Origin of the sequence: Ciceribacter lividus, from assembly GCF_003337715.1 — a bacterium.
Taxonomy (GTDB): Bacteria; Pseudomonadota; Alphaproteobacteria; order Rhizobiales; family Rhizobiaceae; genus Allorhizobium; species Allorhizobium lividum.
Window position 1 is genome coordinate 289482 of the sequence record NZ_QPIX01000006.1, and the last position, 13066, is coordinate 302547.

Genomic DNA, 13066 nt, shown 5'->3' on the forward strand with positions numbered 1-13066 from the left:
CCATGATGGGTTTCTCAGCCTTCCTCGATCAGCTCTGGCTGGCGCGCTACGTGATCCTGAAGGGTCTCGGCGTCACCGTCTCGATCTCGCTCATGTCGATCATCGCGGGCTCCCTCCTCGGCGTGCTCGTCGGCCTGTCGCTGGTCTACGGCAACCGTGCGCTCCGCCTCGTGGTCCGCGCCTATACCGACGTCATTCGCGGCACGCCGGTGCTCGTGCTGGTTCTGGCAAGCTACTACGTGCTCTCCACCGTCGGCATCGAGCTCGGGCCGTTCCAGGCCGGCGTTCTGGCGCTGGCGATCTTCTGCTCGTCGCATGTCGGCGAAATCGTTCGTGGCGGGCTGCAGGCGATCCCGAGAGGGCAGACGGAGGCCGCAAAGGCGATCGGCCTGACCTTCGGTCAGACCTTCGCCTACGTGCTCTGGCCGCAGGCCCTTCGGCAATTCCTGCCGGCCTGGGTCAATACGGCCGCCGAGATGGTCAAGGCCTCGACCTTGCTCTCTGTTATTGGCGTGGCGGAGCTCTTGCTCCGCACCCAGGAGATCATCTCCCGCAACTTCATGAGCCTGCAGTTCTATTTCTTTGCCGGGCTTCTCTACTTCGTCATCAACTATGGCATCGAGCGCTTCGGCAAATACGTCGAGCGCAAGACGGCCATTCCCGCCTGAGGCCGCATGTCATGAGCAAGCTACTTCTCGAAATCCAGGGTCTGCGCAAGCAATACGGCACGCTTGAGGTGCTGAAGGGCGTGGACTGCACCATGCGCGAAGGCGAGGTGATCTCGATCATCGGTTCGTCCGGATCCGGCAAGACGACGATGCTTCGCTGCATCAACATGCTGGAGGACTTCCAGGGCGGACATATTCGCCTCGCCGGCGAAGAGATCGGCTACGACCACGCCGGTGGCGTTCGCAAGCGCAAGAGCGAAAAGGAAATTGCAAGGCAGCGGGCGATGACCGGCATGGCATTCCAGCAGTTCAATCTCTTTCCGCACATGACCGCCCTGCAGAACATCATGCTCGGGCTCGTCAAGGTGAAGAAGATGAGCCGCGACGAGGCACGTGCCATCGCCGAGAAATGGCTGGACCGTGTCGGGCTCGCGAGCCGCGGCGATCACTATCCCGGCCAGCTATCCGGCGGCCAGCAGCAGCGCGTCGCAATCGCCCGCGCGATTGCCATGGCGCCACAGCTGATGCTGTTCGACGAGGTGACATCGGCGCTCGACCCCGAACTCGTCGGCGAAGTCCTGCAGGTCATCAAGGGTCTGGCCGCCGACGGCATGAGCATGTTGCTCGTCACCCACGAGATGCGTTTCGCATACGAGGTTTCCACCCGCGTGATCTTCATGAACCAGGGCGTCATCTGCGAGGAAGGCGACCCGAAGGAGATGTTTGTCAAGCCGAAGACCGAACGGCTTGCCGAGTTCCTGAAGACGTCCAGTTTCAACTGAAAGAAAGAGAGAGAATTCTATGACGATCAAACGTTACGGCGCAGGCGAATCCGGTGCAGGTGGCCAGCCACTTCCCTTTGCGCGCGCGGTGGAAGCGAACGGATGGCTCTACGTCTCCGGGCAGGTGCCGATGGAGAAGGGCGAGATCATCCGCGGTGGCATCGTGGCGGAGACCCGCAAGGCGATAGAAAACCTCATTGCCATCCTGCATGAAGCTGGGTACGGCGTCGAAGACGTGGTTCGTGTCGGCGTTTGGCTCGATGACCCGCGCGACTTCTGGAGCTTCAATGGTGTTTATGCCGAATACTTCGGTGAGAACCCGCCGGCTCGTGCTTGTGTTCAGTCGCGTATGATGGTCGATTGCAAAGTAGAAGTGGATTGCGTGGCCTACCGCGCCGATCGCGCCTGACAACAATGTGGAGAACAGCATGAACGAGGCCGCAGGCGATACCATCTCGCGACGCACGCGAGGACTGGATCGCGCTTTCGAGATCCTCGAGTTCCTCCGCGTGAAGCGGCAGCCGATGCGGCCGAACGAGATCGCCTCCGAAATCGGGGCGCCTCGGTCGTCGATCTACGAGCTCGTCAATCTCCTGCTGAGCCACGGCATGCTCGACTACCAGGGAGGCGACGGCCGCGTTTATCTCGGCCGCCGCCTCTATTTCCTGGGCACGGCCTATGCCGAACAGTTCGACCTGATGCGTGAGTGCGACCGCATGCTGGTGCGGCTGGCCGAGGAAACGCGCGAGACGGCGCAGATGTGTCTTCTGGAAGGCCGGAAATACACGGTGGCCATGATGCGCGAGGGCATTCGGCCTTTCCGGATTTCGTCCAGTGTCGGCGAACTGGTTTCGATCCCGTGGACCGCCTCCGGCCGCCTGCTGGTCTCGCATCTGAGCGATCAGGAAATCCTCGATTTCATCCCGCCGGAGGATTTCGTCCTCCCCAACGGACGACAGATGCAGCCGTCCGAGTTCATCGCCCAGGTGCGCCAGGCGAGCCGTGACGGGTACTTCACGTTCAACAGCGAAGTCGAGAATTTTACCCATTGCTTTGCCGTGCCGATCTATCAGGCCGACAGCACCTGTATCGCAACACTCTGCCTCGTCACGCCACGCGAGGACGGGCTGCGCAACCGCGAAGCCTACCTCGCCAGCCTGCTGAAGGCCGCAGAAGAAATTTCCGAGAAACTTGGATTTCATCCCGAAACGAGGGCAATTGCGGCGAGTTCGAGATAGCATCGGGTGATGCAAGATCTGGTCCCTCGCCTTTTGCAGGAGACCGGGTCCCGGAAACGATCGTTGCGGCTTCGGCGTCCAAGTCCTTCGGGCCATGCCGGAAAGAACGGGGGCGGTACGTGCGACCTCCTCTTCGCCCGAAACGCGTGACGAGCTCAGGTCCCGCCTCCTGACGATCGGCGCACGCAAGCGGATTACTGCCATGCGGGTGTCTGGCTCATCGGTCGACACACTCCAAGGAAAAGCCTTCATCGCGGCTGCCCGATCTTCTCCGCGATATAGGCGACAATTGCCGAGATGGTCGCAAGACGAGGATAATCCTCCTCGGGCATCGGCAAACCGAACCGCTTGCCGAGTGCCGCCATCAGGTTGAGGAAGTCGATCGAGTCGAGATCGTACTGCTCCCGTAGCGAACGGTCGGGAACAATCTCGGCGGGATCGATGTCCGGCGCGATCCGGCGCAACTCCGCCTTGATGGCATTTTCGATGTCCTGTGCGGTCATAACGCCTCCGGTCGCTGGAGCAGATCTGCAATGGTGCCGAGGAAAAGCGCGCCGCGATGACCGTCGCTGACCCGGTGATCGCCGGCGAGCGACAGGCTGACGACGCGTCGCGGCACGATGTGGTCGTCTTCGACGACAGCTTTCGTCGCGGGGGTGCCGAAACCAACGATCGCCACCTGCGGCGGATAGATGACGCCATAGAGCGTCTCCACGCCCCGGTCCCCGAGGCTCGAAATCGTGATCGTCGGGTCGGCCAGTTCCGAGCCCCGGAAACGTCCGGCGCGCACGCGGGCGACGAGATCCTTCAACTTCTCCATGAGGTCCGGAAGGGGCAGCCGGTCGGCATCATGGATCGCCGGGGCGACGAGCCCGCCGCCGCGGAGGTTGATCGCCACGCCGGCATGCACTGCGCTCGCCGGCGCGAAAGCGCCGTTCTGGTACTGGCCATTGAACTCCGGGTAGCCCTTTGCCGCGACGGCCACGGCCTTGACGAAAAGGGCGCCGAGCAGCATCCGGCTTGCGGCGTCCCGGCCGGCATTGTAGGCGGCGAGCCATGTCTCGGCCTTCGTGAGCTCTGCCGTGTGGGCGAGGTAATAGTGCGGGATCTCGCGTTTCGATCGCGCCATCGCGGCAGCAATCGCAGCGCGCATACCCGTCATCGTCTGTCCCGCCGGTGCCGCCTCGCCTTCTTGCGGCGCGCCCCCACGTTCCTTTCGTGCATCCACATCGGCAAGCACGATCTCGCCCCGGGGGCCGCTGCCACGCAGCTCCGCCAGCGCAATTCCCAACTGTTCCGCGCGCTGTCGCGCCGCCGGCGTGACAGGAATGCGTTTGGCTACCCCCGGCGCGGCCGAAACCACGGGCATGGCCTGCGGAACGGACGGCGGGGCGACGGCTGTTGCGATCGTCTCGGCCGCGACGGCAACCGGAGGCGTGGGAGCTTCGACGGCAGCCTCGCCGGGATGGACGATCACCGCCATCGGAGCACCGACCGGCAACCTGTCGCCGATCGCCGCGAGGCTCTTTTCGAAGATCCCGTCCTCGAAGACCTCGATCTCGATCGCCCCCTTCTGGGTCTCGACGACGGCAATGACATCACCGTGGCGAACGGCCGCGCCGGGCTTGACGAGCCATTCGACCAGCGTCCCCGCCTCCATGTCGGCACCGAGCGAAGGCATAAGGAAAGTGCTCATGGCCCGCCCTTTCCGAACATCGCCTTGACGGCCGCGACGATCGTTGCAGTCTGCGGGATCGACGCCTGCTCGAGATGGGCGGGATAGGGGATCGGCACCTCCGCGCTGCAGACGCGGGCAAGCGGCGCATCGAGGTCGAAGAACCCGCGCTCGGCAATCTGCATCCCTATCTCGGCGGCAAGGCTGCCCGTCCTCCAGCCCTCGTCGACGATCAGTACCCGATGCGTCTTGCCGACCGAGGCGAGGATCGTGTCCATATCGAGCGGTCGCAGCGATCTGAGGTCGATCACCTCCGCCTCGACGCCCTCCTTCGCCAGTTGTTCGGCGGCCTCCAGCGTCTTGAACAACGAGCCGCCATAGCTGACGAGCGTGACGTCGCGTCCCGCGCGACGGACGGCGGCACGGTCGATATCGACCGGACCGGCATTCACTGCGAGCTTCCCGGTTCTATTATAAAGCATGACGTTCTCGAAGATCAGCACCGGATCCGGATCCTCAAGCGCCGTCCAGAGCATGCCGCGTGCGTCCTCGATCGTCGCCGGCGCTAGCACGCGGATGCCCGGAATGTGGGCGTACCAGCCCTCGAGACTGTGGGAATGCTGGGCGGCGAGTTGCCGGCCGGCGCCCGTCGCCATGCGGATAACGACGGGGACCGGAAATTGCCCGTTCGACATGTGGCGGAGCGTGGCGGCGGTGTTGACGATCTGATCGAGCGCGAGCAGCGAGAAGTTCACCGTCATCACCTCGACGATCGGCCGCATGCCGGCGATCGCCGCACCGATCCCCGCGCCGGTGAAACCGGATTCCGAAAGCGGCGTGTCACGGATGCGTTCGGGCCCGAACCTGTCGAGGAGGCCCTTGCTGACGGCATAGCAGCCGCCATAGCGCCCGACGTCTTCCCCCATCAGGAAGGTTCTCTCGTCCCGTTCCAGCGCCTCGACGATCGCCGCCTTGACGGCTTCACGGTAGCTGATCTCGACGGTCTCGGCCGACGGCGGGACAATTGCCGGCATGGGCGGCCGCACATCCGCATAGACATCCCGCGTCAGCGTTTCGAGCGGTTCCCAGGTGCCGGCCTCGGCAAAGGCGACCGCCTCGGCGATCTCGCTTGCGACCTCCGTCTCGATCGCGGCAATGTCGGCCTCGTGGACGATACCGTTCTGCGTGAGCCACGACTGGAAGCGGACGATCGGGCCCTTGGCTCGCCACGTCTCGACCTCGGCCTTGTCGCGATAAAGCTGCGCATCGAACATCGAATGGGCGCGGAAGCGATAGGTCCGGAACTCCAGGAAATAGGGTTTTCCGGTTTCGCGGATCGTATGGATGGCTCGTCTCGCAGCCGCCTCCGAAGCAACCACGTCCATGCCGTCGACCGCCTCGCTCGTGATCCTGTAGCTTTCCGCCTTCCGGTGAATGTCGGTCTCGGCCTCGGACCGTTCCAGCGCCGTGCCCATCGCATAGCGATTGTTCTCGCAGACGAAGAGGACCGGCAGGTCCCAGAGCGCGGCGAGGTTGAGGCTCTCATGGAACTCGCCCTCGGCGACCGCCCCTTCGCCGAAGATGCAGACCGTGACGTGGTCCTCGCCCCGCATCCGGTCCGCGAGCGCGAGCCCCACGGCAAGCGGCAGGCCGCCGCCGACGATGGCGTTTCCGCCATAGAAGTTGCGGGCGCTCGAAAAGAGATGCATCGAGCCCCCGCGCCCGCCGGAACACCCCTCCGCCTTGCCGTACATTTCGGCCAACACCGCGCCCATCGGCACGCCGCGCACCAGCGCATGCCCGTGCTCGCGATAGGTGGCGACGAGGCGATCCCCGTCATCCAGTACGGGAATGACACCGGCGGCGACCGCTTCCTCGCCGTCGTAGAGGTGCAGGAATCCCCGGATCTTCTCCTGGGTATAGAGTTCGGCACATTTGTCCTCGAAGCGCCGGATACGGATCATCTGCTTCAGGAGGTTCAGCGAATGCTCCCGGGTGAGATGCGGTTTGAGGCTGCTGTCGCTGGTCATCTTTCGTCACTCTCGAGCGTGGAGATATCTCCCTCGGGGAGGCCGAGTTCGCGGGCCTTCAGGAGCCGCCGCATGATCTTGCCGCTACGGGTCTTCGGAAGATTCGTCCGGAAGGCGATCTGTTTCGGCGCGACGGCCGGACCGAGGCGGCGCCGGGCATGGCCGAGCAGGTCGAGTTCGAGCTCCTCGCCGGGCGTGTATCCGTGCTTCAGCGCAACGAAGGCCTTGACCACCTCCCCCGCCGTCTCGTCGGGGATGCCGATGACCGCAGCCTCGGCGACGGCCGGATGCTCCATCAACGCGCTTTCGACCTCGAAGGGGCCGATCAGATGGCCGGAACTCTTGATCACGTCGTTGTCCCGCCCGACGAACCAGTAATAGCCGTCGGTATCCCGCATCGCGAGATCGCCGGAGAGATACCAGCCGCCGACGAAGCACTTGCGGTAACGCTCCTCCTCATGGAGATAGGCGCGCATCATCGACGGCCAGCCGGGTCGAAGGGCCAGATGCCCGATCGTCATCGGAGCCGTCACCTCGCGCACGCCGGTTTCGGCTTTCTCCACGATGCCGGCCGTTATCCCGGGAAGCGGCTTGCCCATGGAGCCGGGCTTTACGTCCATCGCGGCATAGTTGGCGATCATGATGCCGCCGGTTTCCGTCTGCCACCAGTTGTCGTGAAAGGGTTTGCCGAAGGTCTCGTTGCCCCACACGACCGCCTCGGGGTTCAGCGGCTCGCCGACGCTCGCCATGAAACGAAGGCTGGAGAGATCACGACGCTTCGCCGGCCCGCCGCCGACCTTCATCAGCATGCGGATCGCCGTCGGTGCCGTGTACCAGACATTGACCCGTTCGGCCTCGAGAATACCGTACCAGCGCTCGGCGTCGAACTCCGCCTCGTCGACGATCATCGTCACGCCGTTCGTCAGCGGGGAGATGATGCCGTAGGAGGTACCCGTCACCCAGCCCGGATCGGCCGTGCACCAGAAGATGTCGTCGGGGTGAAAATCGAGCGCGATCCGGCCCGTGACGTGATGCGCGACAACCGCCTCGTGCACATGCACCGCACCCTTCGGCCGGCCGGTCGTGCCGCTCGTGAAATGCAGGAGCGCCATGTCTTCCGGCATCGTCCGCGCCACCTCGAAGTGCGGCGACGCCTCGGCCATCAGCTTGCGAAGGTCCGACGTCCCCTGCGGCGCCTCGCCGTCATTGTCGATGATGAGGACATGGGCAAGACCCGGAAGCTCACGCCACCAGCCGGCCACCTTGCGCTTGAAGAGTGCGGCCGATGTGACCAGCACACGCGCGTCGCCGATTTCCATGCGCGCCCTGACCGGTTCCGGGCCGAACTGCGAGAACATCGGACAGAAGACCGCGCCGGCCTTCAGCGTCCCGAGCGCCGCAATGTAGAGCTCGGGTACCCGCCCCAGAAGCGCGTAGACACGCTCTCCCTTGCCGATACCGAGCGACGCGAGCACGTTCGCGAAGCGGTTCGTCCGGTCCTTGAGGTCGGCATAGGTGAAGTCGTGACGGCTCTCGTCCTTGGCGATCCAGCGGATGGCAACCTTGTCCGCGAGACCGTCGGCGACGTGGCGGTCGACCGCCTCGTGGGCGATGTTGAGCCCGCCACCCGGCAGTCCATCGAGAAGGGAGCGGGCCTTGTCCCAGGTGAAACCTTCGCGCAAGACCTCGTAGCTCGAAAAATTCGCACCCTCGACGGTGTTCCGGTCTTTGGTGATGACCTCCATCCCTGCCTCCCCTCCGGTTCGACCCGGCATCGACCTACGATCGCTGCCTGCCCCCGGTTCTTCGAATGTCTTTCGCAGTCGTCCGTTACCGGACCGATCCCCGAAAATGCTTCTTATTCTTTTATTCGGATATAATTACATTGTTGTTGGCCTATATCAATCAACCACAATTGCGAGAGAAGGCTTGGAACACCGCGCCGGCGGGGCGAAAAGGCGAAGCCCGCCGACCTGTTGTCCGCGTCGATCGCGGAAAACGTGCGCTTGGCGGCGCACCGCCTCGAGACAGCCTCGCCGATCCTGTCGGAATATGTGACGTCGGGAAAAGTGAAAGTCGTCGGGACACGATATGACCTCGCGACGGGCAAGATCGCGCTTCTCTGACACCGGTCGAACCCGACGACGGGCGGCGGCGTCTGCGGTTCAGGGCGCCGCCGTCGTCTTCAGCAGGTAGTGTGCGGTTTCCTCGTCCGTAATCAGCCCGTTGACGTGGCCGCCGACCACGGCCGCCCGGATTGCCGCATGCTTGCGCCGGCCGCGGGCAAGGCCGATCACGGTGGAGCTTTCCCGCGAAGGGATCGAAATGCTCGCGACACGCTCGTTGACCGGATCGTCAAGAAGGTTGCCGTCTGCCCCGAAGACCCAGCCGCAGATCTCGCCGGTGGCGCCGGTCCCGAGGAGGGCCTCCATTTCCGGACGCTTCAGAAAACCATCAAGGAGCAGCGGCGCATCAAGCCCCATATGGCCGATGCCGACGAAGGTGACGTCCGCCGTCGAACCGAGTTCGATCGTCGGTGCCACGAGCGGCTGGCTGCGCAGGAGATCGCGTTCCGCGCGTGAGGAGACGAGAACCGGCAAGGGCATCGGAAAATGCGGTGCCTTCACCGCGTCCGCCATAGAGAAGATGACGTTGAAATAGGCGGCCGACCCATCCGGACTGATATTGCCGGTGAGCGACACGATCTTGTGTTGCGGGCACTCCATGGGCGAGAGCTGGTCGATCACCGCCCGAAGCGTGCGTCCCGTGCCCATTCCGATGATCAGCGGTTCGCTCTGCTTCAGCCAGCGCTCGAGTTCTGCGGCACCCGCTTCCGCCACGCCGACGGTCGCGGAATCCCCTCCGCCGTCGGACGGAACGACCTCGACCTGCTTCAGGCCGAACTTGTCCTTCAAAGCCTCGGCGAGTTCCATGCAGGCGGCAATCGGATGATCGAGCCGGACCTTAATCAGCTTCTCCGCGACGGAAAGCGAGACGAGCCTCTGCGCGCTCTGGCGCGAAATCCCCATCGCCGCGGCGATCTCGTCCTGCGTGCGGCCGGCGACATAGTAGAGCCAGCCCGCCCGCGCCGCATCATCCAGTCGTGTCTGCCCTTCCGATCGTCTCGCCATCCGGTCTTTCGCCCCGCTTTCCCGCCAGTGCTGCCAAGTTTTGCGATCCCTGTCAAACCGCGGGGGACTGCGCGCAGCTGTGGCCGGTGGCGGTTCCCCGTCGCCGGTGCAAAGCCGCCATGGCTGTCTCAGGCGGCGGTTTCAGATCGGTTTGCGCTTGCGTGAATTACTCATATGTAAAAAAGAATTCAAATAAGAATTTGTGCGCAAAAATCTGCGCGACGGAACCCACCGGCGGCGATCTCTCGCGACGACTCTACCTCAGCGATACCGATCGACTCCACACTCTTCCATGCGATCAATCGCGGCAAGGAAAGCCTCGGCATCGACCTCAAGAACCCGGAGGACCTCGCCTTTCTGCGCAAGCTGCTGGCGAAGGCCGACGTGATGTGGCTCAACGGCGACGACGGCCGGCGGATGTCGAAGCGCGCTTCCTTCCGCAACGCCAATGCCTATCTTTCCGCGCCTTATGGTGTCTATCCGGCGCGCGACGGCTATCTCGCGATCACCATTACGCCGATCGGTCGGCTGCGGGACCTTCTCGGCCTAGACACACTGTCGCCCTACCGCGCGACCCGCCGCACGCTGGAGGGCGCGTGGCTGCGGCCCCGTCACAATGGCTACATGCCCTTCCGGGAACAGGCTTCCCGTATCGTCAACGACGCGGTCTCGGGTGACATCTCCTTCGAGCTTGCGATCGACCCACCTGAACGACGGCTTCCCGAAGAGCTTCGGGGGCTGATCGCCCCCGCTTCCGCAAACCTTCCCGACTTCGATCCGGCGTCCTGTCTCACGGCAGCCGCCATATTCTCCTGGCGTTGGCGGAGAACACCTTTTCCTTGTCCTCGAGGCTGACACCGGAAAGCAGGGCCTGGGTTGCTCCCATCCACGTAGAAAGGCCGCCGCCGAGGGTACAGACGGGCCAGTCGCTGCCCCAGACCATGCGATCGAAACCGAAATTCTCCACGACATGCGCGAAATACGGTTTCAGGTGCTCGAGCGTCCAGTCTTCCGCGCCGTAGGCAGGCAGCCCCGAAAGCTTGACCGTCACATTCGGCCGCCGGGCAATCTCCGCGAGCGGCCCCTCCCAGACACCGAAACCGCCGCCCTTGATGTCGGGCACGCCGCAGTGGTCAAGAATGAACGGAACGTCCGGTGCGAGATCGACAAGGGCGATGGCCTTCTCGATCTGGTGCGGCAGCACACAGAGATCGAAGGTCAGACCCGTCCCGGCCAGCCGCCGGATGTTCTCACGGAAGAGGCTTCCCTCGGAAACGTCGTCGGGTACCACGTGCAGCACGCGACGGAAGCCGCGCACGAAGCCGTTGACCCGGACCCGCTCCAGATAGTCGGCGAAACCTGCCTGTTCCGGCCGGCAAGAGGCGATCGCGCCCACGAGGAGGCTTTCCTCCGCTCCGGCGAGATCACTGACAAGATCCGTTTCGCGCTCGATATCCTCCTCCGCGACATCGACTTCCATGTGAAGCACCGCGCCGATGCCGAGACGCCGTGCTTCCAGCGCATAGCGCTCATAGGTGAAGTCGGCGTCGAGCGGCGGCACGCTCTTCAGCCACGGATAGGAGAGCCGCTCGCGGTAGATGAGATGCAGGTGCGTGTCGATGATCATGCCGCGGGTCCTCCTCTTTGACACGAAAACCCTGCCACAGAAAAATCATCTATTCAAATACGAATTTTGCAGGACTCAGGATTCACTCTGGAACCCGGATCCCGCCATTTCCGAAAGCCGGCGCGTCGTCTCGGCGAGAAGGAGGATCGTGCTCGATATGTCCGGAGCGGCCGGCGTATTGATCAGCGTGATGTAGGGCACGGTGAGCGCAGCGATCGCCTTGCCATCAGCCCCGAGGACGGGCGCGGAAAGGTTGATGACGCCCGCGGTCTGGGCGCTCGGCATCATCTCGTAGCCGCGCGAGCGTATCTGGTCGAGCCGGCCCAGGAATTCCGCCGTCACCTTGCTCTCGTCGCCGCCGCTGCCGAGATATTCGGCAATCATCATCTGGCGCTCCTCGGGTGTACGGAAGGCAAGAAGGACGTGTCCGGAGCCCGTATCGAACAGGCTGATGCGTGAACCGACACGGATCGAGATACCCCAGTAGCCGGGCGCCTCCTGCTGCGCGATGACGACGGGATTGCCGCGGTCGAAGACCACCAGCTGGTTCGCCTGACGGGAAGCCTCGGCAAGCTCGCGCATCAGCGGAATGGCAAAGGAGGCGAGACGGCGAACCGGTGCGTGCAGTTGTGCGAGACCGAAGAGCTTCAGCGTCAGGGTGAAGCGGTCCCCGTCGATCCTGGTGACATAGCCGCGCTTCACAAGGCGGTCGAGCATCCGGTAGAATTCGTTTGGGCTGCGTTCGAGGCGCTTGGCGATTTCGGCCTGCGTCAGTCCGCCATCGACGGCGGCAAGAAGCTCGAGAATGTCGAGCCCCTTGTCGAGCGCAGGCGCACGGTAGCGATCATTCTCGTCGTCAGCCACGTATTTCACTCCTTAGTGAATACAACCTTTCATATACGGATAATCAGGCCTCTACAATAGTTTCGGCTTGACGAAACATGAATAAATGGTTTGTATATGAATAACGCACTCATTGGCAAGGGCTGCGGTGTGAGCCCACATGGGAGGAGAGAATGCCCGGGTTCCGGACGAGCGTCACGATCGGCTTGTCGGTGTGCCCGAATTTCCCGATGGAACCGCGTTGGCCCCATCTGCCCGGGAACAGAACGACATGGCGCTGCCGTCAGCACTGGCCTCGGCATCGCGCGGGATTGGCACACGATTACCACCCGTACCATGCCGGCCTCGACCACGACATTCGCTAGAGGAGGAGAAAATGCAACGCATTGGCATGGTGATCGGCGTCCGGCCGGAAAAGATCGAGGAATACAAGCGCCTCCACGCGGCCGTTTGGCCCGAGGTGCTTTCGATGATCTCCGCCTGCAACATCAAGAACTACTCGATCTTCCTCAAGGAGCCGGAGAACCTGCTCTTCTCTTTCTTCGAATATCACGGCGCCGATTATGCGGCCGACATGGCGAAGATGGCGGCCGATCCGAAAACCCAGGAATGGTGGTCCGTCTGCATCCCCTGCCAGGAGCCGCTTGCGAGCCGCAAGGAGGGAGAATGGTGGGCGCAAATGCCGGAAGTCTTCTTCCATGCATGACGCACGCTTCGCAAACCACCCCCTCTGGTCTGTCGGACAGAGGGGAACGAGCCGTCCCGCACGTCACACCGTCATCAACCAGGAGGGCGAGGTCGTGCTCGCCGCCGATCACACCCACATTGTCGAGCGCCGGCCGAAGGCGGCCTGAATGCGCATCAGAGAAAAGGAAGAAGATATGTCCCTCCCCCTTCAATCGAAGCGCGTACTTGTGACGGCGTCTGGCCAGGGGATCGGCCGTGCGAGTGCGCTGGCCTTTGCGCGGGCGGGCGCGAGCGTGGTCGCAACCGACATCAACGTGGAGGCGCTCGAGAGCCTCGCCGGAGAGGCGAAGGCGGAAGGGCTCGCCGTCGAGACCCGCGTGCTCGA

15 protein-coding genes and 1 pseudogene are annotated in these 13066 nt (G+C 63.5%); 9 read left to right on the forward strand and 7 right to left on the reverse strand.

What is annotated here, in order from left to right; all coding sequences use genetic code 11:
* The first annotated feature begins 2 nt into the window (after positions 1-2).
* From DFR48_RS12885 to DFR48_RS12900, 4 genes are read left to right on the forward strand one after another with little or no spacing between them, the layout of a single operon-like run.
* Positions 3-668, forward strand: a complete 666-nt coding sequence (locus DFR48_RS12885) for an amino acid ABC transporter permease (protein ID WP_170141868.1) — start codon at positions 3-5, stop codon at positions 666-668.
* A gap of 11 nt (positions 669-679) precedes the next feature.
* Positions 680-1450, forward strand: coding sequence for an amino acid ABC transporter ATP-binding protein (locus DFR48_RS12890; protein WP_114363540.1), 771 nt, complete (start codon positions 680-682; stop codon positions 1448-1450).
* 19 nt (positions 1451-1469) lie between these two features.
* A complete protein-coding gene (locus DFR48_RS12895) occupies positions 1470-1859 on the forward strand; it encodes a RidA family protein (protein ID WP_114363541.1) in 390 nt (129 codons plus the stop codon).
* Between the two features lie 19 nt (positions 1860-1878).
* Positions 1879-2688, forward strand: coding sequence for an IclR family transcriptional regulator (locus tag DFR48_RS12900; protein ID WP_114363542.1), 810 nt, complete (start codon positions 1879-1881; stop codon positions 2686-2688).
* Between the two features lie 248 nt (positions 2689-2936).
* On the opposite strand, the gene DFR48_RS12905 is transcribed toward DFR48_RS12900, so the two are convergent.
* The 4 genes from DFR48_RS12905 to acsA are packed head-to-tail and all read right to left on the reverse strand — an operon-like array spanning position 2937 to position 8138.
* Positions 2937-3191: an acyl carrier protein gene (locus DFR48_RS12905; protein ID WP_114363543.1), complete on the reverse strand. Its 255-nt coding sequence runs from the start codon at positions 3189-3191 to the stop codon at positions 2937-2939.
* Positions 3188-4384: a dihydrolipoamide acetyltransferase family protein gene (locus tag DFR48_RS12910; RefSeq protein WP_114363544.1), complete on the reverse strand. Its 1197-nt coding sequence runs from the start codon at positions 4382-4384 to the stop codon at positions 3188-3190. Before DFR48_RS12910 ends, DFR48_RS12905 begins: the two co-directional genes overlap by 4 nt.
* Entirely contained in the window at positions 4381-6393 is a 2013-nt protein-coding gene (gene pdhA, locus DFR48_RS22240; protein WP_114363545.1) for a pyruvate dehydrogenase (acetyl-transferring) E1 component subunit alpha, read from the reverse strand. Before pdhA ends, DFR48_RS12910 begins: the two co-directional genes overlap by 4 nt.
* Positions 6390-8138 carry an acetate--CoA ligase gene (gene acsA / locus DFR48_RS12920; RefSeq protein WP_114363546.1) on the reverse strand — a complete coding sequence of 583 codons (1749 nt, stop codon included), beginning with the start codon at positions 8136-8138 and terminating at the stop codon, positions 6390-6392. Before acsA ends, pdhA begins: the two co-directional genes overlap by 4 nt.
* A gap of 159 nt (positions 8139-8297) precedes the next feature.
* Here acsA and DFR48_RS22395 point away from each other — a divergent pair, with 159 nt between their 5' ends.
* Complete coding sequence (locus tag DFR48_RS22395) at positions 8298-8519, forward strand: carbonic anhydrase (protein WP_425359254.1); 222 nt, start codon at positions 8298-8300, stop codon at positions 8517-8519.
* Positions 8520-8558: 39 nt separating this feature from the next.
* Here DFR48_RS22395 and DFR48_RS12930 read toward each other — a convergent pair whose 3' ends face one another.
* Entirely contained in the window at positions 8559-9524 is a 966-nt protein-coding gene (locus tag DFR48_RS12930) for a sugar-binding transcriptional regulator (protein WP_114363548.1), read from the reverse strand.
* A 197-nt stretch (positions 9525-9721) separates the two neighbouring features.
* On the opposite strand from DFR48_RS12930, the pseudogene DFR48_RS22245 reads away from it, so the two are divergent.
* Positions 9722-10094, forward strand: a pseudogene (locus DFR48_RS22245) (CoA transferase); the annotation flags it as partial.
* 220 nt (positions 10095-10314) lie between these two features.
* Here DFR48_RS22245 and DFR48_RS12940 read toward each other — a convergent pair.
* Both DFR48_RS12940 and DFR48_RS12945 read right to left on the reverse strand, forming a co-directional pair.
* Complete coding sequence (locus DFR48_RS12940) at positions 10315-11151, reverse strand: amidohydrolase family protein (protein ID WP_114363550.1); 837 nt, start codon at positions 11149-11151, stop codon at positions 10315-10317.
* 75 nt (positions 11152-11226) lie between these two features.
* Positions 11227-12015: an IclR family transcriptional regulator gene (locus DFR48_RS12945; RefSeq protein WP_114363551.1), complete on the reverse strand. Its 789-nt coding sequence runs from the start codon at positions 12013-12015 to the stop codon at positions 11227-11229.
* A 355-nt stretch (positions 12016-12370) separates the two neighbouring features.
* On the opposite strand from DFR48_RS12945, the gene DFR48_RS12950 reads away from it, so the two are divergent.
* The 3 genes from DFR48_RS12950 to DFR48_RS12955 form a co-directional block, all read left to right on the forward strand.
* A complete protein-coding gene (locus DFR48_RS12950) occupies positions 12371-12700 on the forward strand; it encodes an L-rhamnose mutarotase (RefSeq protein ID WP_114363552.1) in 330 nt (109 codons plus the stop codon).
* Entirely contained in the window at positions 12693-12848 is a 156-nt protein-coding gene (locus DFR48_RS21965) for a hypothetical protein (protein ID WP_170141869.1), read from the forward strand. The genes DFR48_RS12950 and DFR48_RS21965 overlap by 8 nt, the downstream gene beginning before the upstream one ends.
* A 27-nt stretch (positions 12849-12875) precedes the next feature.
* On the forward strand, positions 12876-13066 hold a 191-nt coding region (locus tag DFR48_RS12955), incomplete at its 3' end, for an SDR family NAD(P)-dependent oxidoreductase (RefSeq protein WP_114363580.1).

Bases quoted from the DNA above. Each gene is read 5' to 3' on its own strand.
- DFR48_RS12885 (WP_170141868.1), top strand. From the start codon at position 3: ATGATGGGTTTCTCAGCCTTCCTCGATCAGCTCTGGCTGGCGCGCTAC.
- DFR48_RS12890 (WP_114363540.1), top strand. From the start codon at position 680: ATGAGCAAGCTACTTCTCGAAATCCAGGGTCTGCGCAAGCAATACGGC.
- DFR48_RS12895 (WP_114363541.1), top strand. From the start codon at position 1,470: ATGACGATCAAACGTTACGGCGCAGGCGAATCCGGTGCAGGTGGCCAG.
- DFR48_RS12900 (WP_114363542.1), top strand. From the start codon at position 1,879: ATGAACGAGGCCGCAGGCGATACCATCTCGCGACGCACGCGAGGACTG.
- DFR48_RS12905 (WP_114363543.1), bottom strand. From the start codon at position 3,191: ATGACCGCACAGGACATCGAAAATGCCATCAAGGCGGAGTTGCGCCGG.
- DFR48_RS12910 (WP_114363544.1), bottom strand. From the start codon at position 4,384: ATGAGCACTTTCCTTATGCCTTCGCTCGGTGCCGACATGGAGGCGGGG.
- pdhA (WP_114363545.1), bottom strand. From the start codon at position 6,393: ATGACCAGCGACAGCAGCCTCAAACCGCATCTCACCCGGGAGCATTCG.
- acsA (WP_114363546.1), bottom strand. From the start codon at position 8,138: ATGGAGGTCATCACCAAAGACCGGAACACCGTCGAGGGTGCGAATTTT.
- DFR48_RS12930 (WP_114363548.1), bottom strand. From the start codon at position 9,524: ATGGCGAGACGATCGGAAGGGCAGACACGACTGGATGATGCGGCGCGG.
- DFR48_RS12940 (WP_114363550.1), bottom strand. From the start codon at position 11,151: ATGATCATCGACACGCACCTGCATCTCATCTACCGCGAGCGGCTCTCC.
- DFR48_RS12950 (WP_114363552.1), top strand. From the start codon at position 12,371: ATGCAACGCATTGGCATGGTGATCGGCGTCCGGCCGGAAAAGATCGAG.
- DFR48_RS21965 (WP_170141869.1), top strand. From the start codon at position 12,693: ATGCATGACGCACGCTTCGCAAACCACCCCCTCTGGTCTGTCGGACAG.